The 26,301-nt window shown below is 44.7% G+C and carries 22 protein-coding genes, 1 rRNA gene and 1 other annotated feature; of the genes, 12 read left to right on the forward strand and 11 right to left on the reverse strand.

All coding sequences use genetic code 11. The features are described from left to right. The 4 genes from R7O13_RS11220 to rluD all read right to left on the reverse strand — a co-directional run. A 16S ribosomal RNA gene (locus R7O13_RS11220) occupies positions 1-75 on the reverse strand; the annotation flags it as partial. A 521-nt stretch (positions 76-596) separates the two neighbouring features. Further along, positions 597-3,170: an ATP-dependent chaperone ClpB gene (gene clpB / locus R7O13_RS11225; protein ID WP_318303868.1), complete on the reverse strand. Its 2,574-nt coding sequence runs from the start codon at positions 3,168-3,170 to the stop codon at positions 597-599. Between the two features lie 144 nt (positions 3,171-3,314). Then, a complete protein-coding gene (gene pgeF / locus R7O13_RS11230) occupies positions 3,315-4,043 on the reverse strand; it encodes a peptidoglycan editing factor PgeF (protein WP_318303869.1) in 729 nt (242 codons plus the stop codon). A gap of 1 nt (position 4,044) precedes the next feature. Continuing rightward, on the reverse strand, positions 4,045-5,022 hold the full coding sequence (gene rluD / locus R7O13_RS11235) for a 23S rRNA pseudouridine(1911/1915/1917) synthase RluD (RefSeq protein ID WP_005381875.1): 978 nt from the start codon (positions 5,020-5,022) through the stop codon (positions 4,045-4,047). 136 nt (positions 5,023-5,158) lie between these two features. On the opposite strand from rluD, the gene bamD reads away from it, so the two are divergent. From bamD to yjjX, 5 genes are all read left to right on the forward strand, one after another. Further along, positions 5,159-5,887 carry an outer membrane protein assembly factor BamD gene (gene bamD, locus R7O13_RS11240; protein WP_005381876.1) on the forward strand — a complete coding sequence of 243 codons (729 nt, stop codon included), beginning with the start codon at positions 5,159-5,161 and terminating at the stop codon, positions 5,885-5,887. Positions 5,888-6,035: 148 nt separating this feature from the next. Next, positions 6,036-7,517 carry a lytic transglycosylase F gene (locus R7O13_RS11245; protein ID WP_309473959.1) on the forward strand — a complete coding sequence of 494 codons (1,482 nt, stop codon included), beginning with the start codon at positions 6,036-6,038 and terminating at the stop codon, positions 7,515-7,517. A 325-nt stretch (positions 7,518-7,842) separates the two neighbouring features. Beyond that, positions 7,843-8,169, forward strand: coding sequence for a ribosome hibernation-promoting factor, HPF/YfiA family (gene hpf, locus R7O13_RS11250; protein ID WP_005381889.1), 327 nt, complete (start codon positions 7,843-7,845; stop codon positions 8,167-8,169). A 108-nt stretch (positions 8,170-8,277) separates the two neighbouring features. Next, positions 8,278-8,399: a sequence feature (Phe leader region), on the forward strand. Positions 8,400-8,411: 12 nt separating this feature from the next. Continuing rightward, on the forward strand, positions 8,412-9,590 hold the full coding sequence (gene pheA, locus R7O13_RS11255; RefSeq protein WP_017636154.1) for a prephenate dehydratase: 1,179 nt from the start codon (positions 8,412-8,414) through the stop codon (positions 9,588-9,590). Positions 9,591-9,614: 24 nt separating this feature from the next. Then, on the forward strand, positions 9,615-10,148 hold the full coding sequence (gene yjjX / locus R7O13_RS11260; protein WP_318304047.1) for an inosine/xanthosine triphosphatase: 534 nt from the start codon (positions 9,615-9,617) through the stop codon (positions 10,146-10,148). 110 nt (positions 10,149-10,258) lie between these two features. Here yjjX and trpR read toward each other — a convergent pair whose 3' ends face one another. Then, complete coding sequence (gene trpR, locus R7O13_RS11265) at positions 10,259-10,567, reverse strand: trp operon repressor (protein WP_005381892.1); 309 nt, start codon at positions 10,565-10,567, stop codon at positions 10,259-10,261. Positions 10,568-10,580: 13 nt separating this feature from the next. Beyond that, complete coding sequence (sltY, locus tag R7O13_RS11270; RefSeq protein WP_411974285.1) at positions 10,581-12,527, reverse strand: murein transglycosylase; 1,947 nt, start codon at positions 12,525-12,527, stop codon at positions 10,581-10,583. 375 nt (positions 12,528-12,902) lie between these two features. On the opposite strand from sltY, the gene ettA reads away from it, so the two are divergent. The 3 genes from ettA to R7O13_RS11285 all read left to right on the forward strand — a co-directional run bounded on the left by ettA (position 12,903) and on the right by R7O13_RS11285 (position 16,201). Beyond that, on the forward strand, positions 12,903-14,570 hold the full coding sequence (gene ettA / locus R7O13_RS11275; protein WP_005381894.1) for an energy-dependent translational throttle protein EttA: 1,668 nt from the start codon (positions 12,903-12,905) through the stop codon (positions 14,568-14,570). 230 nt (positions 14,571-14,800) lie between these two features. Continuing rightward, entirely contained in the window at positions 14,801-15,160 is a 360-nt protein-coding gene (locus R7O13_RS11280) for a PilZ domain-containing protein (protein WP_031781006.1), read from the forward strand. 39 nt (positions 15,161-15,199) lie between these two features. Continuing rightward, on the forward strand, positions 15,200-16,201 hold the full coding sequence (locus R7O13_RS11285; protein ID WP_005381900.1) for a M23 family metallopeptidase: 1,002 nt from the start codon (positions 15,200-15,202) through the stop codon (positions 16,199-16,201). A gap of 77 nt (positions 16,202-16,278) precedes the next feature. Here the strand turns inward: R7O13_RS11285 and tyrA are convergent, their stop codons facing one another. The 3 genes from tyrA to nagZ form a co-directional block, all read right to left on the reverse strand. Next, positions 16,279-17,406: a bifunctional chorismate mutase/prephenate dehydrogenase gene (tyrA, locus tag R7O13_RS11290; protein WP_005385935.1), complete on the reverse strand. Its 1,128-nt coding sequence runs from the start codon at positions 17,404-17,406 to the stop codon at positions 16,279-16,281. A gap of 21 nt (positions 17,407-17,427) precedes the next feature. Further along, positions 17,428-18,504, reverse strand: coding sequence for a 3-deoxy-7-phosphoheptulonate synthase (locus R7O13_RS11295; RefSeq protein ID WP_005381904.1), 1,077 nt, complete (start codon positions 18,502-18,504; stop codon positions 17,428-17,430). A gap of 207 nt (positions 18,505-18,711) precedes the next feature. Continuing rightward, positions 18,712-19,695, reverse strand: a complete 984-nt coding sequence (gene nagZ, locus R7O13_RS11300) for a beta-N-acetylhexosaminidase (protein ID WP_005381905.1) — start codon at positions 19,693-19,695, stop codon at positions 18,712-18,714. Between the two features lie 99 nt (positions 19,696-19,794). Here nagZ and R7O13_RS11305 point away from each other — a divergent pair, with 99 nt between their 5' ends. After that, positions 19,795-20,907: an anhydro-N-acetylmuramic acid kinase gene (locus R7O13_RS11305; RefSeq protein ID WP_318303873.1), complete on the forward strand. Its 1,113-nt coding sequence runs from the start codon at positions 19,795-19,797 to the stop codon at positions 20,905-20,907. A gap of 36 nt (positions 20,908-20,943) precedes the next feature. Continuing rightward, a complete protein-coding gene (gene murQ / locus R7O13_RS11310; RefSeq protein WP_025768437.1) occupies positions 20,944-21,873 on the forward strand; it encodes an N-acetylmuramic acid 6-phosphate etherase in 930 nt (309 codons plus the stop codon). A gap of 51 nt (positions 21,874-21,924) precedes the next feature. On the opposite strand, the gene R7O13_RS11315 is transcribed toward murQ, so the two are convergent. Further along, positions 21,925-22,197: a hypothetical protein gene (locus R7O13_RS11315; RefSeq protein WP_053350226.1), complete on the reverse strand. Its 273-nt coding sequence runs from the start codon at positions 22,195-22,197 to the stop codon at positions 21,925-21,927. Positions 22,198-22,311: 114 nt separating this feature from the next. Next, the gene (locus R7O13_RS11320) at positions 22,312-22,653 is read right to left on the reverse strand and encodes a DUF2799 domain-containing protein (protein WP_005381912.1); all 342 of its coding nucleotides are present in this window, start codon (positions 22,651-22,653) and stop codon (positions 22,312-22,314) included. Positions 22,654-22,933: 280 nt separating this feature from the next. Between R7O13_RS11320 and R7O13_RS11325 the strand changes: the two genes are divergently transcribed. After that, complete coding sequence (locus R7O13_RS11325) at positions 22,934-24,418, forward strand: carbon starvation protein A (RefSeq protein ID WP_005381914.1); 1,485 nt, start codon at positions 22,934-22,936, stop codon at positions 24,416-24,418. A 193-nt stretch (positions 24,419-24,611) separates the two neighbouring features. Further along, positions 24,612-26,282, forward strand: coding sequence for a sensor histidine kinase (locus R7O13_RS11330; RefSeq protein ID WP_005381915.1), 1,671 nt, complete (start codon positions 24,612-24,614; stop codon positions 26,280-26,282). Positions 26,283-26,301: the final 19 nt, after the last annotated feature.

Here is a 26,301-nt window from a genome sequence, read left to right on the forward strand (position 1 = left end):
TCGTTTCCGCTCGACTTGCATGTGTTAGGCCTGCCGCCAGCGTTCAATCTGAGCCATGATCAAACTCTTCAATTTAAGATTTTGTTCGGCTCAATGAATACTGAACATTCCTTTCGCTAATAAATAGCAGAAGTAATGTTTGAATTGACTGTGCTGAATCTTTCGATTCAATGGTCACTTCGTATCATTGAAACCTAATTTGAAGCCTAAGCTTCTAATTGGATTATCATCAACGAGTGCCCACACAGATTGATAGGTCTATATTTTTAAAGAGCACACTTCGAAGTTCTCTTCAAAGTGGACGGCCATTTTAGCTAGATAACTTATCGTGTCAAACACTTTTTTAAGTTATTTATCTGCGAGTTAATTTTAACTCACTAACCGTAGTTGTTTAGGTTCCGCTTCACTTGCTTTCCCGTGACAACGGAGGCGCATTATAGGGAGTTCATCAAAGAACACAAGTGCATTTTTAAAAAAACTCACCTTTTTAGTTTATTCGTATAGAAAACAGACAAAAGACTCTAAAAAACTATAGAAAAGGGGCCAAACGGCCCCTTTAGTGTGATTTTTATCTCAATTTTACTGTATCCATACAATTATTGATGAGCACAAATTTGGTCATTAGTAACAATTAGCTGCACTGTCTTGTCTGGAACGATTTCACCAGAAAGAATTGATTTGGCTAACGGGTTCTCGACATTCTGCTGAATTGCACGTTTTAAAGGACGCGCACCATACACAGGATCGAAACCAACTTGAGCGATCAAATCGAGCGCTTTGTCGGAAACTTCTAGTTGATAGCCTTTCTCCTCTAGTCGTTTCGCCAAACGTTCCAATTGAATAGAAGCAATGGACTTAATGTGTTCTTGACCAAGTGGATGGAACACCACGATTTCGTCAACACGGTTCAAGAACTCTGGGCGGAAGTGTTTGCTAACCACATCCATCACTTCACTCTTGATACCTTGATAGTCTAATGTTGCGAAATTCTCTTGGATGCGAGATGAACCCAAGTTAGATGTCATGATCACAACCGTATTACGGAAGTCAACAGTACGACCTTGACCATCCGTTAAACGCCCATCATCGAGAACTTGCAGCAGAATGTTAAATACATCCGGATGCGCTTTCTCTACTTCGTCTAACAAAATTACCGAATACGGCTTGCGACGAACCGCTTCAGTTAAGTAACCACCCTCTTCATATCCGACATAGCCTGGAGGAGCACCAACCAACCTTGCCACTGAGTGTTTCTCCATGAACTCAGACATATCGATACGGACCATCGCATCTTCACTGTCGAACATAAAGCTCGCAAGCGTCTTACAAAGTTCTGTTTTACCCACACCAGTTGGACCTAAGAATAAGAAGGAGCCAATTGGTCGGTTTGGATCAGAAAGCCCAGCTCGACTACGACGAATGGCATTCGATACAACAGAGACCGCTTCGCTTTGCCCTACCACACGATTATGCAGCACGTCTTCCATATGAAGTAGTTTCTCTTTTTCCGCTTCTAGCATCTTGGATACCGGAATGCCGGTTTGCTTAGAAAGTACTTCTGCAATCTCGTTGTCGGTTACTTTATTACGCAATAGCGTCATTTCCTGCATTTCAGCTTGGGTTGCAAGATCTAACTGCTTCTCAAGTTCAGGAATACGGCCATATTGAAGCTCCGACATACGGTTTAGATCGCCAGCACGGCGAGCAAACTCCATGTCCATACGAGCTTGTTCAAGCTCAGACTTAATATGTTGAGTACCAGAAAGAGCTGCTTTTTCTGTATTCCAAACCTCTTCTAGCTCAGCATACTCTCGCTCTTTTTCATTGAGTTCTTCATTAAGCGCTTTCAAACGCTTTTCACTCGCTTCATCGTGCTCGTTACTTAGTGCTTGTTGCTCAATTTTGAGTTGGATAATTTTACGCTCAAGCTTATCCAAGGACTCCGGCTTAGAGTCAATTTGTAAACGAATGCTTGAAGCCGCTTCGTCGATTAAGTCGATCGCTTTATCCGGCAACTGACGGTCGGAGACATAGCGATGTGACAAACTCGCCGCAGCAACAATCGCTGGGTCGGTAATTTCGACGTGATGATGAAGCTCATAACGCTCCTTCAAGCCACGTAAAATCGCCACGGTATCCTCAACGGTCGGCTCATCCACCAGCACTTTTTGGAAACGACGTTCTAATGCTGCATCTTTTTCGATGTACTGACGATATTCATCCAATGTTGTTGCGCCAACACAGTGCAGCTCACCACGAGCTAATGCCGGTTTTAGCATGTTGCCCGCATCCATTGAGCCTTCACCTTTACCAGCGCCGACCATAGTGTGTAGTTCATCAATGAAGAGGATGACGTTGCCTTCTTCTTTAGCAAGTTCATTCAATACTGATTTTAAACGCTCTTCAAATTCACCACGGTATTTAGCACCAGCAACCAGTGCGCCCATATCCAGTGATAGCACACGGCGACCACGCAGACCTTCAGGTACTTCATTGTTAACTATGCGCTGCGCTAAGCCTTCAACAATTGCTGTCTTACCTACGCCTGGTTCACCGATAATCACTGGGTTGTTTTTAGTACGACGCTGCAATACTTGGATAGTACGACGGATTTCATCATCACGACCGATAACAGGATCTAATTTACCTTGCTCTGCACGCTCGGTAAGGTCTATGGTGAACTTTTCCAATGCTTGGCGAAGCTCTTCTGCATTCGGGTCATTGACCTTTTGACCACCTCTGATCTTTTCGATTGCCTGGCTGACTTTTTGCTCTGTTAAACCGATCTCTTTGAGTAATTGCCCCAATGGTCCGCGGTCTTCTAAAGCGGCAAGCAGGAAGACTTCAGACGAGATATAGGAGTCTTGACGCTTTTGCGCCACTTTGTCACACAGGTTAAACAATGTGCCCATCGAGCTAGAGAGCTGAACATCCCCACCGATGCCACTGACTTTTGGTAATCGATCTAACATTTCACTCAATTTAGAGCGTAAATGCGTTACGTCCACATCCAGCATAGTAAGCAATGGACGAATTGGACTGCCATTTTGATCAAGCAAAGCCACCATGAGGTGAACTGGCTCGATATATTGATGATCGCGCCCTAACGCTAGTGATTGAGCATCAGAGATAGCGATTTGAAACTTACTTGTGAATCGATCAAGACGCATATCTACCTTCCTAACCTCAACTAAAGGAAATTCTTTTGACAGTTAGAAAGATGGATACTCAGGAGGGGAATTTCAAGGGAGTGAATGAATAAAGATAGCTTTGCAAAAATAGTAGGATGCATCTTAGCACTTTGGTGCTTATAGCTAGTCTTCGATCCAAATAAAGGTTGCTTGTCGACCAGTCTTACCATCACGGCGATAAGAGTAAAAAGAGGCTTTATCTTGGTAAGTACAAAGTCCAGAATCAAACACTTGTGTCACACCAGCCCGGTTTAGACGTTGCGTTGCCAGCACCGACATGTCAGCAAACCATTTACCGTCGATATCGCGTGGAGCAAATGCTTGATTCGCCTGTGAATCAAAATCAACAAAAGCTTGCAGAACATCTTCACCCACTTCGAAGGCTTGAGGGCCAATGGCGGGGCCAAGCCACGCTATCACTTCACCAGAAAACAACGCTAACGCATTTTCGACAATGCCATTTGCTAAGCCGCGCCAACCTGCGTGAACAGCGGCTACTTGCGTACCTTGTGTATTAGTCAATAATACAGGTAAACAATCGGCGGTCATCGCTGAACAAATAACATGGCTTGAAGAAGTAAATACACCATCCGCATCAAGCACCTGTGTTGTTGGTTCATTTGCTTGAGCCACAACGGTTGAATGCGTTTGGTTTAACCAGATTGGCGCATTTGGCATGTTTGCCTGTTGCGCCAACCAAGCTCGGTTCTTCTCTACTAAAGACAAATCATCCCCAACGTGAGTACCTAAATTTAGCCCTTGGTAAGGGCCTGTCGAAAAGCCGCCTATGCGTGTTGAGGCGAAAGCTTTGACATTTTTAGGCGCTGGCCAATTCGGAATGATCGTCTTCATATTAGAATTCTTCCGGTAAGCCGTGCTCTTCTGTATCTTGACGAAGCGCTTCAGTCATCACAACCATGTCATCAGGCACTGGAGCATGAAACTCAAGAACTTCGCCCGTAATTGGGTGCTCAAAGCGCAGCATTACTGCGTGCAATGCTTGGCGATCGAAGCCCCGGATCATTGCCGTTAGCTCTTCAGACGCACCTGTCGGGATGCGAGCACGTCCACCATATGCAATATCACCGAGCAACGGATGCTGAAGGTAAGACATGTGCACACGAATCTGGTGCGTACGACCCGTTTCTAGACGCAAGCGAATACGCGTGTGTTCGCGGAAGCGTTCAGCAACACGGTAGTGCGTTACGGCTGGTTTGCCCATTGGTGCCACCGCCATAAGCGTGCGCTTAGTAGAGTGACGACCAATAGGTTGATCCACTTTACCGCCCGCAGTCATACGACCAATAGCGATCGCTTCATACTCACGAGTAATATTACGTTTTTGCAGTGCGCGAACCAGACGAGTTTGTGCAGGAACGGTTTTCGCCACCACCATCAAACCCGTTGTGTCTTTATCCAAACGGTGCACGATACCTGCACGAGGTACTTCTGCAATATCAGGGTAATGATGCAACAACGCATTAAGTACAGTGCCATCAGGCGTACCAGCGCCCGGATGAACCACAAAGTCACGAGGTTTGTTGATAACGATAATATCTTCATCTTCATAGACGATATCTAGCGGGATATCTTGCGCTTCCCAGCGTTCTTCATCTTCTAACTCGGCTTGCAATGTAATTTCCTCGCCACCCATTACTTTGGTACGAGGTTTAGTGACAACTTCACCATCAACTTGAACTTTCCCATCAAGCAGCCACTCTTTTAGGCGCGAGCGAGAGAAGTCCGCGAATAATTCGGCGATAGCTTGGTCTAAACGTTGACCTAACTGGCTATCTTTTACGGTATTTGTTAATACAATCTGCTGAGCCATATCGAACTTTTTTAAAAACTGTGAGACTAATGCTCACGACTGTGAAAAAATAGACTATTACGTCATTGTATCTGTTACTGGAAAGAAAGTAACGGCAGCTTAAGAAATATTTAGATTCAAGGAACAGACTCCTGATATGAAACGTCAGACTTTAACAGGCCTTTTAGCGGTATCCCTTCTGTTTGGATGTGCAAGCAAAGAAGAAATCGTTCCTGATGTGCCGCCTTCGGAACTGTATGCAGACGCACAGATTTCTCTTCAAAGTGGTAATTGGCTTTCTGCAATTGAGAAACTGGAAGCATTAGACTCACGTTACCCATTCGGTGCCTACTCAGAACAGGTGCAGCTTGACCTAATCTATGCGTACTACAAAAACGACGACCTTGCTTTGGGCTTGGCAACCATTTCTCGCTTTATGCGTTTAAACCCAACCCATGAAAAGATGGACTGGGTGCTGTACATGCGAGGTCTAAGCCACATGGCGCAAGATCGTAACTTTATGCATGATTTATTCAGCGTAGATCGAAGCGATCGCGATCCTGAACCGGTAAAAAAAGCGTTTGATGACTTCAAAAAACTACTTCAACGTTACCCGAATAGCCCATATGCAGAAGATTCACAAAAACGTATGGTCGCGCTGAAAAACCGTCTAGCGAACTATGATTTAGCGACTGCTGACTTCTACCTTCGCCGTGAAGCTTGGGTCGCTGCTATTAATCGCAGCCAAGAGCTACAAAAAGCGTATCCAGACACAGAAGCTGCACGTAAGTCACTGACTATCCAGCTAGAGGCCTACAAGCAACTTGGTTTGGAAGACGCCGTAGCAAGAACTGAAAAGCTTATAGAGCTCAACCCTGTGAAGTAATTGAACTTGCTTTAAACTGAACCGCCACCGTTTTTACCGTGGCGGTTTTTTATTACTCTCAATAGTGTATTCAGCCCTTTCTTGATGATCTTCCTAGCTCCACATATGCTTAAAGTTCTCCTCCCCCCTTTATAAAAAGGATGTGAACGTGACGATATCTAAGCTTTGCGCAGTTATGCTGCTCCTATTGTCTGCTTCCGTTTGCGCACTGCAAATCTCGCCGCTCAAACAGCCTCCTTATACTGGGGACCTCGATGTCATCAAGGAGAAGAATGTACTGCGCGTCTTAGTTTCTGCTGATTTAGGCTTTTACTACATTGAGGGCGGCACACCAAAAGGCATAGGCGCGGAATTGCTGGCGCATTTCGAAAAAGACCTTCGTAAACTCAAACCAAAGCTTAACGTACAAATTATTCCTGTTGCCCGCGACCAGCTACTGCCAGCCTTAGAAAACGGTTCAGGTGACTTAGTTGTCGCCAACCTGACTATTACCGACACGCGCAAACAGAAAGTGGAGTTCAGTTCACCTATTCTCACTGACATTCAAGAGTGGGTAGTGACAAACAAAAGCACACCAACGATGACGAAAATCGAACAACTGAGCGGCAAAGAGATTTGGGTGCGCGCCAGCTCTAGCTACTTTGAAAGCATTCAGACACTAAATAAGAAACTAAACAAAAAAGGCTTACCGCCTGTTATCGTGCACTTTATTGAAGAAACACTTCAAGATTATGAGCTGGTCGGAATGCTCAACAATGGTTACGTCAAAGCCATTGTTCTCGATAGCCATAAAGCCAAGCTTTGGCTGAAAGTGATGGATGATATTCGGGTGCACAAAAAAATCCCTATCCGCAAAAATGGCAAAATTGCTTGGGCAATGCGAGAAAATAGTCCCAAATTAAAAGCCGTCGTGAATAAGTTCATCCAGAAGTCTCGCTCTGGGACACTACTCGGTAACGTTATTTACGGTAAATACATCGATAACACGGGATGGTTGAACAGAGCTCTTAACCCTAAGAAAATTGCTCAACTAGAAAAACTCGCAGCGCTATTTTCACGCTATGGTGAGAAATACGATATCGACTATTTACTGATCGCTGCAATCGCTTACAAGGAATCAGGATTTAATAACGACCTAGTTGGAAGCCGAGGTGCCGTTGGCATAATGCAAGTCCTACCCAGCACCGCTCAAGATCCGAATATCAATATCAAAAATGTTCGACAATTAGAAAACAACATTCATGCTGGAGTGAAATACTTAGCTTTTTTGCGTAAGCAGTACTTCAGTGATCCTGATATTACTGCACAAAATAAACTCTACTTTACATTGGCGGCTTACAATGCGGGCCCCGGCAATGTAGAGCGTATTCGTAAGCGTGCAGCCCAACAAGGTTACGATCCTAATGTTTGGTTTAATAACGTGGAAGTCGTTATGCGGAAAAGTTTAAGCTCAACGGTTGGGTACGTCACAAGCATTAATCGCTACTACATAATATACAAACAACTAGAAAGTTTGGACCAAGTCAAAAGTCTAGAAAGGGTTTCACTAGCCCCAAAAGACCCCATTTTCATGATACCGCTACGAAAAGTCAGCCAAATGCCAGACAGTAAAAAGCCGCTTGTACAGTAAGCGGCTTTTTAAATGGATTCATTGGAAAGACTCAGTGATCGTCATCACACCTTACGTGTAGTTAAATTTTAACCACCTCAAATATTAGGCCGTAAAACTTCCCTAAAAACGAGGCCGTTTTCAGCTGAGTACTCTATCCAATCTACGGATTTACTAACCGATAACAAGCAATTTCACGATAAATCTCAGAAGTTCTTGAGTGAGATCACATTCATTTTTCATCATAAAAAACCCGAGCAAAATAATGATCTGAATCACATTTTTTTATGCTTAAAGCGGTAATCTGAACTCAACCCATGAGGGATGCAACAGAGGAAAAGCACTTATGACAATGAATATCACTGGCAAAAACATCGAAATCACCTCTGCAATCCGAGCTCATATTGAGAGCAAATTTAAAAAACTGGAGAAATGGCAAGTAGACCTAATTGGTTGCCAAGCAACTTTCAGTGAGGAACCAAACAAACAGAAGAAATTCGAAGCGGTTATCAAAGTTCCTAAAGGCCAGCTTATTGCCTCAGCAACTCACGAAGATCTTTACGCAGCTATCAACGAAGTGGAGCAAAAACTAGAACGACAATTGAACAAGCTGACCCACAAACCTGAAGCTCGACGTGCAAGTAAGCCTGAGCTAGTGGAAGAAGAAGAGTAAACTGAACAGATTGAGGAAATAGCGCCGAAAGGCGCTATTTTTTTGCTTGACGCTCTCCCCAGCCTTGCTTATTGTGTTTAAACACTCATAAATTAAGCACTATTTATGCATTTAACCTCACTGTTTATTTTTGACTTCTTTTTCCTCCCATAGTTGGAGGGGCGAACTCGTTTGTGAAAGAAAAGTCAAAAACAAACAGAAAGCCTCCCAAATCGGGAGGCTTTTTTATAAGGAAAGAATTGATGACTGACCAACCTATTTCCCTCGAAGAAATTCGTTTACGCTTGAATGAGTTGGATGACCAACTTCTCAGCTTATTGTCTGAGCGCCGTAAACTCAGCATTGAAGTAGCCAAAAGCAAAGTACAAACCTCAAAGCCTGTTCGCGACGCCGTCCGTGAACAGCAATTATTGGTCAAGCTGATTTCTAATGGCCAAGATAAATACGAACTTGACGCGCAGTACATCACCAAACTTTTCCATACCATCATTGAAGACTCAGTTCTGCTTCAACAAAGTTATCTGCAAAATCTCGTTAACCCACAGCAAAGCCGTAAGCCACTTGCTCGCGTCGCTTTTTTAGGAGCCAAAGGCTCTTATTCGCACTTGGCAAGTCGCGAATACTTCAGTCGTAAAAATACGGAGCTTATCGAGCTCAACTGCGAGCACTTTAAAGAAGTGACTCAAACGGTTGAATCTGGCCATGCTGATTATGGCGTTCTGCCAATCGAAAACACCAGCTCAGGCTCTATTAATGAAGTGTATGACTTACTACAACACACGACGCTTTACATCGTTGGAGAGCTAACTCAACCAATCGAACACTGCTTGGTTGCGAAAAAAGACATTCGTCTGGAAGATATTAAAACGCTGTATTCTCACCCTCAGCCACACCAACAGTGCAGTGAGTTTTTAAGCCGTATGAAAGGGGTAAAGCTGGAATCCTGCGCGAGCACAGCAGATGCAATGCAGAAAGTCCAAGAGATGGATCGTGATGATGTGGCTGCAATTGGTAATGCATCAAGCGGTAAGCTATATGGCTTGCAAGCAATTCAAGGCAACATCGCAAACCAAACCGAAAACCATACTCGCTTTATCGTGGTTGCTCGTAAACCGGTTGAAGTTTCTACTCAGATTCCAGCAAAAACCACATTGATCATGTCGACCTCCCAAGAGGCAGGCTCATTGGTTGAAACACTATTAGTGCTGCAACGTTACGGCATCAATATGACCAAGCTGGAATCACGCCCAATTATGGGGAACCCGTGGGAAGAGATGTTCTACGTAGACTTGACATCACATCTTGCTTCGACAGAAATGCAACAGGCACTTGAAGAGCTAACAAAAATCACTAAGCACTTGAAAGTATTAGGCTGTTACCCGAGTGAGAACGTAAAGCCTACGCAAGTAAAATTGAGTTAATAGACACCAGTGAGTAAAAAGATCGTGGCAACCCAAAAAGTCGTAATCGCATCGCTAAACCCAGCCAAAATTAATGCAGTTCAAAGTGCATTTCGTAATGCATTTCCGCATCAAGAGTTCAACTTCGTTGGCATCAGTGTACCGAGTGAGGTCGCAGATCAGCCCATGACGAATGAAGAAACTCATAGTGGTGCGCTAAACCGCGTTAAAAACGCAAAAGTAGAGATGCCAAACGCGGATTACTATGTCGGTCTCGAAGCGGGAATTGAAGCAAACGTGACGTTTGCTTGGATGGTGGTTGAGTCAGAGACTCACCGCGGTGAATCTCGTTCTGCAAGCTTAATGTTGCCGCCAAAAGTCTTGGAAAAACTCAAGGATGCGAATGAGTTGGGAGATGTAATGGACGAAGTGTTTGGTACTGATAACATCAAACAGAAAGGTGGCGCTATTAGCCTACTAACCCAAAACCAGCTAACTCGAAGCTCGGTCTATCACCAAGCCTTGATTCTGGCTTTGATTCCATTCACAAACCCTGAGCACTTTCCTTCAAATTTATAACACTCAGCCTATTCTCTAGATACGCAAAAGGGCGGATATTTCCGCCCTTTGTAATACGTTATCTTAGTCACTTGTAACACCAAGGCCTAAAAGCAAATTGGATATACTGTCTACTTAGATACCGCAACTTGTTCTAACAAGACTTTCAACTTGTCTTTTTCTTCATCAGATTTCGACTTTAGTTCGTTAGAGCCACGAGTAATGGTGGCAATGCCCACACCAAGCATCTGACTGATCTGACGTTGAGATAATTCTCCTTTAAGAAGTTCGTTAATTATATTAACGCGTGATATTAATGACTCTCTCTCATCACGTGACATCAGCATAGTTAACAGCATGTCATCTTGCTGGGTGCCCATACTTGTTCGAATTAGCTCAATAATCTGTTGCCAGTCTTTGTACTCGGGTTCGTGCGACATCAAGTTACCTCACTCAATACTTGGTATTGATCTCATGTTGATTCAAGAACGCGCCATCGATACCCAAAAGATCACGATAGTATGTTTCAAACATCAAGATGTTTTGTACATAACCGCGCGTCTCTTTAAATGGAATTGCCTCAATAAAGGCATAAGCATCCACTTTTCCTTGGGTACGCTCTCGCCACGTTTTTACTCTGTTAGGACCTGCATTATAAGCAGCAAGAGCAAAAATACGATTATTATCGTAATCCTCTAATAAACCTTGCAAATAATGGCTACCAATCTCGATATTTTTTCCTACATTGTAGAGATCCTGCGTACCTTGATAACTCAACTTATATTTACGTGCCGTGTACTTCGCCGTCGCAGGCATGATCTGCATAAGACCACGAGCGCCAACTGGAGAGCGGGCTTCAACATCTAACGCACTTTCCTGTCGAGCGAGAGACATCATCGTGATGGGATCAATGTTGTGCTTTTTCGCATAAAAGTTAAACCACCAGCGGTGTGCTATTGGGAACCTAAGTTCGATATTATCCCACATCTGCGCTTGAATACTCGCGGTCACCGTTAGGTTATGCCAACGTTTAAATGATGCATAAGCCGCCAACATCGCCTTTTCATCTTTCCCTACGCGGCGCAGTAAGTGTGCCCATTCACTCTTCGCTGCTGCGATTTTATCCGTCGCGATCAACTCTTCGATACGAGCTAACGAGTCTTGATAGGGTTGAACAACTTTCTTATCCAACTTAACCGTATGCGTTGGGTATTTGATTGATTGTCCGATTGCATTGGCGGCAGCCACACTGTAGAAGTTTCGTTGCCCAAGCAGAGTTGCTAAACGCTGTTTCCCCGCGATGTCATCACCTAACGCTATTTCACTTCTTCCAAGCCAATATTGCCAGCGTAGCGTGGCTTGTTCTTCTTTATTTAGAACAGCAATCCACTCTTGTACGCCTTTCCAATCTGCATTTTGAATCGCTAAGCGGATGCGCGTTTCAATCAACGGTAAGTACTGACTGGTTTTCGTTTTATCATCGCGCCATTTAGCTAATGACTCAGACTCCGTACGAGTCAATCGAAATGCAATATAGTCGGCAAGTTCTTGCGCTTTTTCTGGAGAAAACTTCTGTCCTTTAATGACGGCATCGTACGCACCTTGTGCTTGGCTAGTGTTCATACGAGCCAACTTTTCTAACGCATATTCACTTTGCGCTCGATTAAAATCATTCGCAGGTTTTTTCTTCGCGAATTCCGCAACACTTGCAGGATTATCAAACAACGCTTTCATTTCTTTGGCTTGTTGCTTTGCCTGCGCTGATTTAGGCAGTTTGAGCAAGTAACTCATCAAACCGCCATTACGAGCATCAAACGCCAGTAACATACGCTGTAGAATCAGTTCATCGGTACGCTCACCCGCCTTGTCCCATGCTGCAAATAATGGGTCACACTCATCAGCAATGCTGATGCCACGTAACCACATATGTTCAGCCCCTTTAAACGCCGCGACTTTCTTGCCTTGCTTTAACTGAGCTACGTAGAAAATACATTGGTAACGCTCACCACTAGGAATGACTTTTTGAAACTCAGTAATGGTTCTCCAATCTTTTTGCTTATAAAGATGATTGAGGTATGGAGCGCGAACTCGACGAGAAAATGGAAAAGACTCGTGCTCAGAAATAAACTCGTTTACCTGTTGTGGTGACTTTTCCGGTAACTGTCTAATAAAAGTGCGGTAATCCACATAAGGCGTTAGTGGATAGTCAGAAATTTTAGGACGAATCGAAAGGTATCCGTCGATGTCATTTTTATCTAATAAATCTTGAGCTTGCTCATATACTTCGCGCTGCTTTTCCAAACTCAGCGCGGCATTAGCACTCAAACTCATAGCACACAACGCGGCGGCGCAGCATACGTTTTTAGCCAATTCAGATACGTTGAATCTCATTTGTGTCATTTTCCCCAGACATATACTGCCCTAAAGCCTAGTTTTGTTAGAGTTCATGTGATGTTAAGGCAATTTTCACACATGCATCTATTTACACAGAATGCAGATGTCCATGTAAAGCAACTTAGTGTATTAAAAATTGTACTCGTCAAACTTTTAAGACGATGGAGACAAAGCGTTTCTAACTCGCATAGAAAACACTTCGTCATTCTTAACGAATAACAAAAGAATAACAAAAGTGTATACCCTAACCGTGTAAGTTTCCGGTCAGCTCAAAATAAGAAATCCATTCGTTAGGGAAATTCTTGCAATGCGGTAACAAAAACAAAGCACTTGGTATAAAATGATGGGTTTGAATGACAGTTAATTTAGGAACGATCGGCAATGGCTGAATACGTATATACCATGTCGCGGGTGAGCAAAATTGTGCCACCTAAGCGTCAAATTCTTAAAGACATCTCTCTGAGCTTCTTCCCTGGTGCGAAAATCGGTGTTTTAGGTCTGAACGGTGCAGGTAAATCCACACTGCTACGTATCATGGCAGGTATCGACACGGATATCGACGGTGAAGCGCGTCCACAACCTGGTCTAAACGTAGGTTACCTACCTCAGGAACCAGTATTAGACGAATCAAAAACCGTTCGTGAAGTTGTTGAAGAAGCGGTTGCTGACGTTGCTGACGCTCTGAAACGTTTGGACGCAGTCTACGCAGCATACGCTGAACCAGATGCAGACTTCGACGCACTTGCAAAAGAGCAAGGCGAGCTAGAAGCCCTTATCCAAGCGAAAGATGGCCACAACCTAGAAAATGCGCTTGAGCGTGCAGCAAACGCACTACGTTTACCTGAATGGGACCAAAAAATTGCGCACCTATCAGGTGGTGAACGCCGCCGTGTGGCTATTTGTCGCTTGCTACTTTCTAAGCCAGACATGCTACTGCTTGATGAACCTACCAACCACCTAGATGCAGAATCAGTGGCTTGGCTAGAGCGCTTCTTAGTGGATTACACAGGTACCGTAGTAGCCATCACCCACGACCGTTACTTCCTGGATAACGCTGCGGGCTGGATCTTAGAACTGGACCGTGGTGAAGGTATCCCATGGGAAGGCAACTACACCTCATGGCTGGAGCAAAAAGACGCTCGTCTACAACAAGAAGCCTCCCAAGAGAGTGCTCGCCAAAAGACTATCGAGAAAGAGCTTGAGTGGGTACGTAAAAACCCTAAAGGTCGTCAAGCGAAGTCAAAAGCACGTATGGCTCGCTTTGAAGAACTGCAAAGCTCTGATCACCAAAAACGTAATGAAACCAATGAACTGTTTATCCCACCTGGTGAGCGTCTAGGTGATAAGGTTATTGAAGTGAAGAACCTGACTAAGTCATTTGACGGTCGTGTTCTGATTGATGACCTGTCATTCAGCATCCCTAAAGGTGCGATTGTTGGTATCATCGGTGCGAACGGCGCAGGTAAATCGACGCTATTCAAGATGTTAAGTGGTACTGAACAACCAGACTCGGGCACAATTGAGATGGGCGATACAGTAAAACTAGCATCTGTCGATCAGTTCCGTGACAGCATGGACGATTCTAAAACCGTATTCCAAGAGATCTCTGAAGGTGCTGATATCATTAAGATCAACAACTTCGAAATCCCAGCTCGTGCATACTGTTCACGCTTTAACTTTAAAGGCAGTGACCAACAAAAGATTATTGGTGAACTATCGGGTGGTGAGCGTAACCGTGTCCACCTTGCGAAGCTTCTTAAAGCGGGCGGCAACGTGTTGCTACTCGACGAACCAACCAACGACCTTGACGTTGAAACACTGCGTGCTCTAGAAGAAGCATTACTAGAGTTCCCTGGTTGTGCAATGGTTATCTCGCACGACCGTTGGTTCCTTGACCGTATCGCGACCCACATCATTGACTACCGTGACGAAGGCCAAGTTAACTTCTACGAAGGTAACTACACAGAGTACATGGATTGGTTGAAGAAAACATTGGGTCCTGAAGCCGCAGAACCACACCGTATCAAATACAAGCGTATTGCGAAGTAATCGCAACCCACAAAGTTTGATTGTAATTTGTACAAAGGCCGCTATCATAGCGGCCTTTGTTTTCTTTGTTATAAAAAGAGCTCATTAGCCCGTCTCGTTCGTTAAGAACATGACATTGCACTTACGTCACTCTGTAGCGACCTCGACACTTTTCAAACAACAATCGAACACTTTTTGTTCGTATTGATATACTATTCAATTCTGTTTGACGACCTGACGAGAATATTCATATGACAGAGAGACGACGCTTTTCACGTATTCTCCATCAAGCTCCAGCTAAGATAGAACAACGTGACTTGGCAATTGAAGCTAGGATTCAAGATCTTTCCTTGCATGGTTTACTCATGAAAGTGGAAGAGACTGAGGCTTTGGATCCAACCCTTCCAGTCCATGTGACTTTTTCATTTGATCAATCCGAACAAGTGATTACGTTAAAAGCGCAAATTGTGAATGTTTCTAAGTGTGAGATTAGGTTGAAGATCGCTAAGGTAGACATCGAAAGCATTAGCCAACTAAAACGATTTATAGAATTGAATGTAGGCAATAACGACCTTCTGAATCGAGAGTTAGAGCACCTCTCTGGTTTTTAGGAGAAAAATAAATGAACGCCTATTTAAGTAACAATAACTATGTCTAAAAAAATCATCATGCAGATCCCGACGAAAGACGGCGATCAGCAGTTCTATTTGGGCCGCAGTTCGGTCCTAGCAGTATTTGCTTCAGTATTGGCATTACCCGCCGTCGTTGGTGGCGCGTGGTACCTTAATCAGCAGCAGATGCACAATAAAGACGAACTAACACAAATCATCGCCAAACTGGAAAGTGAAAAGGCCGAAGTGACGGCTCTTTACGAAGAACAGCTTGATACCAATCATTCGCTTTCCCAGTCTTTGACGGACAAAAACAATCAAATTCAGCTATTGGGCAAACGGGTATTCGACGTTGAATCGGTTTTAGGTCTCGCAGACGAAGAGTTGATGATCGATGAGAACAGCATGGGGTTAGAGGAGCGAATTGACGCAGCCGCTATCGATTCTGCTGTTCGAGCGACGATGTTCCGTTTGATACCAAATGACAGTCCAGTCACATACCAACGTATTTCTTCTTCTTACGGCAGTCGTATTAATCCGATTTCAGGTAAGAGGCATGTTCATACTGGTATCGATCTGACTTGTAAAAGAGGAGAAGAGATCCTGGCACCGGCTGACGGTGTGGTGGAAACCGTTCGCCCGAGCAATCGTGGTTATGGTAACTATGTCACCATTCGTCACTCATTTGGCTTTATGAGCTCCTTTGCTCATCTACAACGCTTCAAAGTGAAAAGCGGTCAGTTTGTTAGTAAAGGCGACATCATTGCTCAATGCGGTAACTCTGGCAACTCCACAGGGCCACACTTGCACTATGAAGTACGCTTCCTCGGACGAGCACTCAACCCTCAATACTTAATGGAGTGGACGCCAGAAAACTTCAATGACGTCTTTGAAAAAGAGAAAAAAGTGAAATGGGGACCTTTGGTTCAATTGATTGATAACGTTGTACGCCTGCAAGTCAATTTAACCAATTCACCCTATCGCGATACCAGTATCAACACAGTATCAAGTGAAGATACGAGTAATACTGCGACGAACTGATTTGTCCATCAACACGAAAAAGAGCAGCTTACGCTGCTCTTTTTGTTTCGGACTCTGCACGGCTAAATGACCCGTGATTAGCCGCGATGAATATTATCATTCGCCTGTTTGAGTAAGTTTTGGCTCTCATTCATAAATTGTTGAGAATAAGTACCAAACCAATCACTCACCTGCTTAAAGCTTTCGATGAATCGCGCTTTGTCTCTGCTATCCAGAATCGCTACCGCATCACCTAAACGCTGATGGAATCGCTTGATCATATCGATATTCTCTTGAGAAGAGAAAATGATATCACCGTACAAGTTCGGATCCTGACCAAACAGTCGTCCCACCATCGCCAATTCAAGGCGGTAGATTGGCGAGCTTAACTTCAACAACTGATCGATGTTCGGATTCTCTTTGCTAAGGTGCATACCGTAAGCAAACGACGTGAAGTGGCGCAACGCCTGAATCAACGTCATGCCATGATCGTGCTCTTGTGCATCGATTTGGCACAAGCTTGCGCCCCAAATCCCAAACTGTTGCAATAGCCATTGGTAATGCTCGTGACCACGGCCATCACAGTACACAATAACCTGCTTGGCAAGGCTCGGAACATCTGGGCCAAACATTGGGTGCAAACCAACCACAGGACCTTGGTGCACATTCAACATTGCTTGCAGAGGCTTCGACTTGATAGAAGTCAGGTCACACAGAATGCAGTCTTGCGGCAAGTTCCCCAGTTTTTCGATCACCCCTTCCGTTAGATGAATCGGCACCGTGACCACGACTAAACCCGCGTTGTCTAGAATCTCATCCGCATGATCCCAGTCTTTACTGCCGAGAACTTTGACCCGGTAGCCCGACAATTTGAACATACGCCCAAACAGGCCACCCAATTGACCATTACCACCAATAATAACAACTGAGCGTAAATCAGGGTTCAAACACTTAAAACCGGAATCTTTCTCGCTGGCATAAGATTCACGCATTGTTCGACGCAGAATATCTTCAATAAGCTGTGGAGGAATTCCCATTTTTTCAGCTTCAGCGCGACGAGAAGCTAACATCGCCGCTTCGCGGTCTGGAGCATAAATTGGCAAACCATGTTCGCTTTTTACTTCCCCAACTTTCTCTACGAGCGCTAAACGCTGAGCCAATAGCTCCAACATTTGCTTGTCGACTGCATCAATCTGATCGCGTAATGCGTTAAGTTCAACTGCCATTGATGTTCCTTAAATCCTGTATTAATTAGCCTTTAGACGATTTTCTAAGAAAGGCACTAGCTCTTCATGTGCATGACGTAATAGTGCCTCAGTTGAATCCCAATTGATACATGCGTCAGTGATAGATACACCGTATTTCATCTCTTCAAGAGCTAAGTCAGAAGATTGATTTCCTTCATTGATATGGCTTTCAATCATAAGACCGATAATAGATTTATTGCCTTCACGGATTTGATGAATCACATCCTCCGCGACTAATGGCTGGCGACGGTAATCTTTACGTGAGTTGGCGTGACTGCAATCCACCATTAATGAAGCATCAAGACCAGATTTCGCCATCTCTTGCTCACACTCAGTGACTGATACCGAATCGTAGTTAGTTTGCTTGCCGCCACGTAAGATCACATGTCCATTAGCATTGCCCTGGGTGGTCAACAGTGCGACTTGTCCCTCACGGTTAATTCCCATAAAACGGTGGCTAGAGGACGCAGCTTGCATCGCGTTAATTGCGGTTGCCAAACTGCCATCGGTGCCATTCTTAAAACCGATTGGCATAGACAGGCCGCTTGCCATTTCACGGTGAGTTTGTGACTCCGTCGTACGAGCACCGATGGCTGCCCAGCTAAAAGTATCCGCCAAGTATTGTGGGCTAATTGGGTCTAGAGCCTCAGTCGCGAGCGGGATTTCCATCTCTGCCAACTCCACCAGAAGTTCGCGTCCAACATGCAGACCGTGTTCAATATCGAAACTGCCGTCTAGGTGTGGGTCATTGATCAGGCCTTTCCAGCCGACCGTGGTGCGCGGCTTCTCAAAGTAAACACGCATAACAATATACAGTTGGTCACTTAGTTGTTCAGAGAGTGCTTTAAGTCGCTTTGCGTAATCCTTCGCCGCTTCTACGTCGTGGATAGAACATGGACCGCATACAACAAGCAGGCGGTGATCCTTCTTGTGAATAATATTAGCGATAGTTTGACGAGACTCTTGAATAAAGCGACGTGCTTTTTCACTCAAAGGAAGCTTGGTTTTTAGTTCCTCCGGAGTAATAAGAACCTGTTCTTCGATAATATTAATATTGCTCAACTCACTTTTCTGCATAACTCTAACCTGTATATTTATTTTTACACCCAACCAAACCTTTGGTGAGACAACTAAGCTTTAACGACAAGATAACAGGCTAAAAAAGAAAAACAAGCGTACAGAATAAAAAACATTTAGTGTAAACTTAAGTTTACAGTCAAATAAAAAGCCAAAGTATAATTAACTTTGGCTTCTCATCGCTGTTTTGAATCTTTTACAAGAGGTTTAGCTAGTCAAGCGTTTCATCGCTTCACTCGCCGCTTTCCACTCTTGAGATAGCTTAAGTTCGCTTGGAGAAAATGACTGTTTTTTCAGTAATCCATCCGCGAGTGGCACGGTTGAAACCGGTAAGTTGTCTAATACCTCAACGTGCGCTTCTCGTTTATTACACATTAACAACATATCGCAACCAGCTCTCAATGCTTGAGCACCTCGCTCGGCTGGGCTGCCCATAATCGCAGCGCCTTCCATGGTCAAGTCATCCGAAAAAACCAAACCTTTAAAACCCAATTGCTGACGCAGGACCTGTTTTAACCAGTATTCAGAACCGCTGGCTGGTTGAGCATCATAATGTGGGAAAATCACGTGAGCAGGCATCATGGCATCTAAAATACCGGCATCAATTTGCGCTTTGAAGATCGCCATATCTTGTTCAAAAATATCACTGCGCTCATCGTATGGTGTTTCTAGATGTGAGTCTGCAATCACGCCACCATGTCCAGGGAAGTGCTTGCCTGTCGTTGCCATGCCAACACTCTTCATTCCCTGCATATATGCAGTGCTATAGCGAAGAATGGTATCGGCATCTTCACCGAATGCGCGGTTACCGATCGCTTTACATTGATGGCCTTGGTCAAGTACCGGGGCAAAGCTTAAATCAATATCATGGGCAATCAGCTCTGCTGCCATTAACCAACCGCCCATACGAGCAAGCTCTTCACCATTTTGATGTTTAGCGTACTCATCAGCAGCAGGAATTAATGAGAAACCTTCACGAAAGCGCTGCACTCGGCCGCCTTCTTGATCCACACCGATCAAAAACGGGCGCTTAGCCGCCTTTCGGATGGATTGAGTAAGTGCTTGAAGCTGTTCGCTATCATGATAGTTGCGAGCAAATAGAATTAAGCCACCAACCGTAGGATGCTCCAAGATTTCTTTGTCTTCAGCGGTCAGTTCATACCCCGCAACGTCAACCCATAACGGTCCCATGTTTTCTCCTCAAAATCGGCTGAATATCTCGTATTCGATGAGGTTATTCGCTTCAGATTTGCTTTACAATAAGTGAATGAAGAATTGACGAGATCGGCTATGAAATTTAACGAACTGTACATTGGTGTGATGTCTGGAACGAGTATGGATGGCGTTGATACCGCTCTAGTTGAAATAAGCGATGAGCATGTTCGCCTGATTGCGCACGACGACTACCCAATGCCCGCAGCGCTAAAAGACATGCTGTTATCTGTTTGTACCGGTCAAGCAACAAATTTAAAAACCATAGGTGAACTTGACCACCTGCTCGGCCACCTATTTGCAGATGCCGTGTTACAGCTGCTCAATAAGTCTGGTTACGTCGCAGAGCAAATTCGTGCGATTGGTAATCACGGTCAAACAGTGTTCCATCAGCCTACCGGAAACTTGCCGTTTACCACTCAATTGGGCGATGCCAACATTATCGCGGTCAAGACAGGCATTGATACGGTAGCGGATTTTCGTCGTAAAGACATGGCGCTAGGTGGACAAGGTGCCCCACTCGTCCCTGCTTTCCATAAAAGCATTTTTGCGATGCAGGATTCCACAACTGTGGTGCTTAACATTGGAGGCATTGCCAATATCTCGGTACTGCATCCAGAACAACCAGTCATTGGCTATGACACAGGCCCGGGCAATATGTTGATGGACGCATGGTGTGCGCTGCATACTGGGCAAAACTTCGACGAAGATGCACAATTTGCACTTAAAGGAACGGTAAACGCTACTTTGTTGACTCAATTACTCAAAGAAGCTTACCTCGCCATGCCTGCCCCTAAAAGTACCGGGCGAGAACTGTTCAATATTGACTGGCTGCATCAACAACTGGCCCATCACAATTTACCAATCGAAGACGTACAACGTACACTTTGCGAGTATTCTGCAATTACCATTGCCAACGAAGTCGACAAGTTTTCTCATGGCATCACACCTCAACTATTAGTCTGTGGCGGTGGAGCAAGAAACCCGCTTTTGATGCAACGACTGGCCAAGTTATTGCCACAATGGAGCGTTGCGACAACGGCAGAAAAAGGTGTTGATGGCGATTACATGGAAGCAATGGCGTTTGCTTGGCTTGCGCAGCGCCATATTCACGGCCTCCCTAGCAACTTACCGGAAGTTACGGGGGCAAGTCGTCTCGCTTCACTGGGTGTACTCTATTCAAAAAATTAAGGGCAATAGATCCTAAACAAAAAGGCTTAATTCATTATGACGAACGATGCACTTATCGCAGCTTTATCCCATCTGGTATCTGAAGGGCGAAATCCAGACACCATGGACATCGACTTGCTGCCTTCTCTCGATATTGTTCAACGCATCAACCAACAGGACAAACTCGTTCCTCTTGCCGTTGAAAAAGTATTGCCTGAGATCGCTGAAGCCGTTGATAAGATCACGGAAGCATTTAAGGTCGGAGGTCGGTTGTTTTACATCGGTGCGGGTACCAGTGGTCGACTTGGCGTTTTGGACGCTTCAGAATGCCCACCAACTTTTGGCACAGATCCAGAGATGGTCGTTGGTATTATTGCCGGTGGAAAAGAGGCAATGTTCCGTGCAAAAGAAGGGGCGGAGGACGACCCAGCATTGGGCGAGCAAGATCTTAAAGAGAATACGCTAACACAACGCGATGTCGTCGTTGGTATTGCGGCAAGTGGACGAACACCTTACGTGATTGGTGGCTTAGAGTATGCGAACGAGCTTGGTGCCACCACTGTAGCACTATCTTGTAACCCTGACTCTCCGATTGCAGATATTGCTGATATTGCGATTAGCCCCGTTGTTGGACCTGAAGCGTTAACGGGATCCACTCGCTTAAAATCAGGGACAGCACAAAAACTCGTACTGAACATGCTCACTACCGCAAGCATGATTCGCCTGGGCAAAAGTTATCAGAACTTAATGGTAGATGTGAAAGCGACGAATGCAAAGCTAGTTGCAAGAGCGGCTCGTATTGTTATGCAAGCAACAGATTGTACTAACCAAGAGGCTAAAACGGCGCTCAAAGAAACGGACTACGACGCCAAGTTAGCGATTTTGATGATTTTAACCGGGCTGGATAAAGAAAGCGCAACTGAGCAACTGAACGCCAAGCAAGGATATTTAAGAAAAGTCGTGATCGAGCAAGCTAATCAATCTTAATCAATAAAGCGCCTCACTTATTTAAAAGTCAGGCGCCTTTTATGGCTTAATTTAGTAGTTCAATCGTTCAATGTGAGTAATACCGACTTTACCTTCAAGGTCACTGAACATATGAACCATTGCTGGGTATGGTTGTGCTCCAGGGTAGACAACTTCTGCATTACAGAAAAACGCATAGTTTTGTCCGGCTACGACTTGAGTAGCCACAACCAAAGGGGAGTATTTGACACCGACAAACCCCTCGATACCTTTAGCAAATACTTCTTTATTATCTGCTGTGAGTTCATGAAATGGACTCCAGCCACCAGCCATTTGCGTTGACATAATGTGATTCCTTTTTTTCTGTGCTCACTATCAAGCAATATGAACATAGTTTAATAAGGAGAATTTTACCACATTTATGTGATGCAGACAGTGTAACAACGGCTTTATTGACTATTAATTTGAGTATTCATTCCAACCACGTTGCCATTCCATGCGGAATTTTTGCGCTTGCTCAGTACCTTCACAAACCCCTTCGTAATACTGACCAGATAACCCCATTTGATACGCAAAAGCAGGATTACAGTACTCACGTAAACCTTCTAAATAACCTTGGTCGTAGTCACTTTGCTTAACACTACCCAACTCACGAAGCTCGCTCATCGTGCGCGATGTGTGTCCGGTTATGCCATCTTGATATCCGATCTGATGCCAATCTCCCGACTTGGCAAGATCTGCTGTCGTTGCTGTGCATCCTGCAAGTAAAGCCAGTGCCAGACCTACCGTTACCTTTTTCATGGTTCTTCCTTAAGTAATTGTTTTCAAAAATAAGCTTACCACTAATTATTGGCGCTTGCCGCTGAGCTTGCAGATTTAACCACTGATGACTCAAATCAGCCGCTCAAGACTGTCATCAACCTTTCGCCATTTTTAAAAACCGCTCAAGCAGCATATCGACCACTCAGTGCTCTATTCGACCACTCATCTACTAACCGAATGCATTTAACACAAGTGACGCATAACATGCATCCTGAGATTAAAAAATTACCCTACCCAACTAAGACCAAGGACAATTGCTATGATGTGGTTTCTAACCTGTGTCGCAGCCCTAATCGGCGGATACTTCATCTACGGCGCTTTCGTCGAGAAGATTTTCGGCATCAATGAAAAACGCCAAACGCCAGCTCACACCAAATCGGACGGTGTTGACTTCGTTCCAATGTCAACAAAGAAAGTTTACCTAGTTCAACTACTTAACATCGCAGGTGTTGGTCCAATTTTTGGCCCGATCATGGGGGCACTATACGGTCCTGCGGCGATGCTTTGGATTGTAGTCGGTTGTATTTTTGCTGGTGCAGTACACGATTACTTCTCAGGCATGCTTTCAGTGCGTAACGGCGGTGCATCTGTACCTACCATTACAGGTCGCTACCTAGGTAATGGCGCAAAACACTTTATGAATATTTTTGCCATTGTCCTATTGCTTCTAGTTGGCGTAGTGTTCGTTTCAGCCCCTGCTGGCATGATTACTAACCTCATCAATGATCAAACAAGCTTGAGCGTAAGCATGACTACAATGGTTATTGCTATCTTTGCTTACTACATCATTGCGACGATTGTTCCTGTCGATAAAATCATTGGTCGTTTCTACCCACTGTTTGGCGCCCTACTTATCTTTATGTCTGTTGGCCTAATGACAGCCGTTGCTTTCTCTAGCGAACACACAGTAATGGGTGACTTCCAAGTTTCGGACATGTTCTCTAACCTCAACCCAAATGACATGCCGTTATGGCCTGCATTGTTCATCACTATCGCATGTGGTGCTATCTCTGGCTTCCACGCGACTCAGTCTCCACTGATGGCGCGTTGTATGGAAAATGAGAAAAACGGTCGCTTCGTATTCTACGGTGCAATGATTGGTGAAGGTGTTATCGCGCTAATTTGGTGTGCTATCGCTCTGTCTTTCTTCGGCTCTCTAGACGCTCTATCAGAAGCTGTGAAAAACGGTGGCCCTGGTAACGTGGTATACAGCGCATCATTTGGTCTGCTAGGTGTGTTCGGTGGTATCCTTGCGTTCCTGGGTGTGGTTATCCTACCAATTACGTCTGGCGATACAGCGTTCCGTTCAAGCCGCTTGATCCTTGCTGAATACTTCAACATGGAACAAAAAACGCTACGTAACCGTCTACTGATGGCACTTCCACTGTTCGTTATCGGCGGTATCTTAACTCAAGTAGACTTCGGCATTATCTGGCGCTACTTCGGTTTTGCAAACCAAACAACAGCGGTAATGATGCTTTGGACTGCGTCCGCTTACCTACTGCGTCACAACAAGCTGCACTGGATTACCACTATCCCAGCTATCTTCATGACCACGGTATGTGTCACGTTCATCTTAAACAACAGCTCGCTAGGTTTTGGTCTGCCAATGCAACTATCAACTATCGTAGGTATTGTGTTTGCCCTAGCTGTGACAGGTTACGTTATCAAAACCTCTAAGGGTAAAGGTGAAACTGAACTGGCTGACGAAGAGAAACCACAAGCCGTATCAGAAACAGCGTAATACTCGTCACATCTGAGTGACTAAGATAGGAGCCTGCCAATTGCAGGCTCTTTTTGTTATATACCCAAGTCACTTTAAGACTCAGAAAGCACAGCGCAGCATCATTTACTTAGCTGTTCTTATCTATCTGAGCCAAGCATCTTGAGGTTACTTAGGTATACAATAACAACATTGATTCTAGGTTAGGTTCACTATGGAACTGGTCATCTCCCTTTTACAACAGATGTGTGTGTACTTAGTTTTGGCTTACATGCTAAGTAAAACGCCAATCATCTTACCTTTGTTGAGTATTTCTTCGCGCTTAAGCCACCGCCTAATTTGTTACGTACTCTTCTCTGGCTTTTGTATTCTCGGCACCTATTTCGGTCTGCACATCAACGATGCTATTGCCAATACTCGTGCGATCGGCGCAGTTATGGGCGGGCTGTTTGGTGGACCTGTTGTAGGTTTCGCCGTCGGATTTACTGGTGGCATCCATCGATACTCTCTTGGTGGCTTTACTGACCTAGCCTGCGCAATTTCAACCACCGCCGAGGGCGTAATTGGTGGCTTGCTCCACGTTTACCTTATCAAGCGAAATAAAGGCGCATTGCTGTTTAATCCAAGCGTCGTATTCAGCGTCACGTTTGTTGCAGAAGTGGTGCAAATGATTTTGCTGCTCGCCGTCGCGAAACCTTTTGATCAAGCCTATGAACTGGTGTCCGCTATTGCAGCGCCTATGATCATCGCGAATTCATTTGGTGCGGCGTTGTTCATGAGTATCCTGCAAGACAGAAAAGCAATCTTTGAAAAGTTTTCTGCGACGTTTTCGCGTCGAGCGCTCACCATTGCTGATCGCTCAGTGGGAATTCTAAGCAACGGCTTCAACACCGAAAACGCAGAGAAAATCGCGCGTATTATTTACGAAGAAACCAAAGTGGGCGCTGTCGCGATTACTGACCAAGAAAAAATCTTGGCGTTTGTGGGTATTGGCGATGATCACCATAAACCAAACACGCCGATTTCATCGCAAAGCACATTAGACTCCATGGAGAAAAACGACATCATTTATCTTGATGGCGCGGAGCGTCCATACCAATGCTCCATTGCAAAAGATTGCAAGCTCGGATCTGCGCTGATCATCCCACTGCGTGCAGGGAAAGAGGTCATTGGTACCATAAAGCTGTATGAACCGAAGCGTAAATTGTTCTCGACGGCCAACATGTCGATGGCGGAAGGAATAGCCCAGCTTCTATCTAGCCAAATCCTTTATGGCGATTACCAACAACAACAAGCCTTACTCGCCCAAGCAGAAATAAAATTGCTTCACGCTCAGGTGAATCCACACTTTTTGTTTAATGCACTCAATACTATTAGTGCGATTACTCGTCGTGACCCTGACAAAGCGCGCGAGCTAATCCAAAATCTATCGCACTTCTTCCGCAGCAATTTAAAGCAGAACATTAATACCGTGACGCTAAAGGAAGAGCTTGCACATGTGAACTCGTACTTGAGCATCGAAAAAGCGCGTTTTACGGACCGCTTAGAGGTTGAAATCGATATTCAACCTGAATTGCTGGACATCAAATTACCAAGCTTTACACTCCAGCCTTTGGTTGAGAATGCCATTAAGCATGGCATTTCAAACATGCTTGAAGGTGGTAAAGTTCATATCTACAGCGAAGCACACCCACAAGGTCACTTGATTACCGTCGAAGACAACGCAGGCAGTTTTGAACCGCCAAAAGAAAACCACTCAGGGCTAGGTTTAGAAATTGTCGACAAACGTCTCACTAATCAATTTGGACGTGATGCAGCGCTAAAAATTACGTGCGAGCCACATCAATTTACTAAAATGAGCTTTATCATTCCCCCAAAATCATAAAAGCACGCTGAAGCAATAA

The organism is Vibrio sp. Y176 (assembly GCF_033438945.1).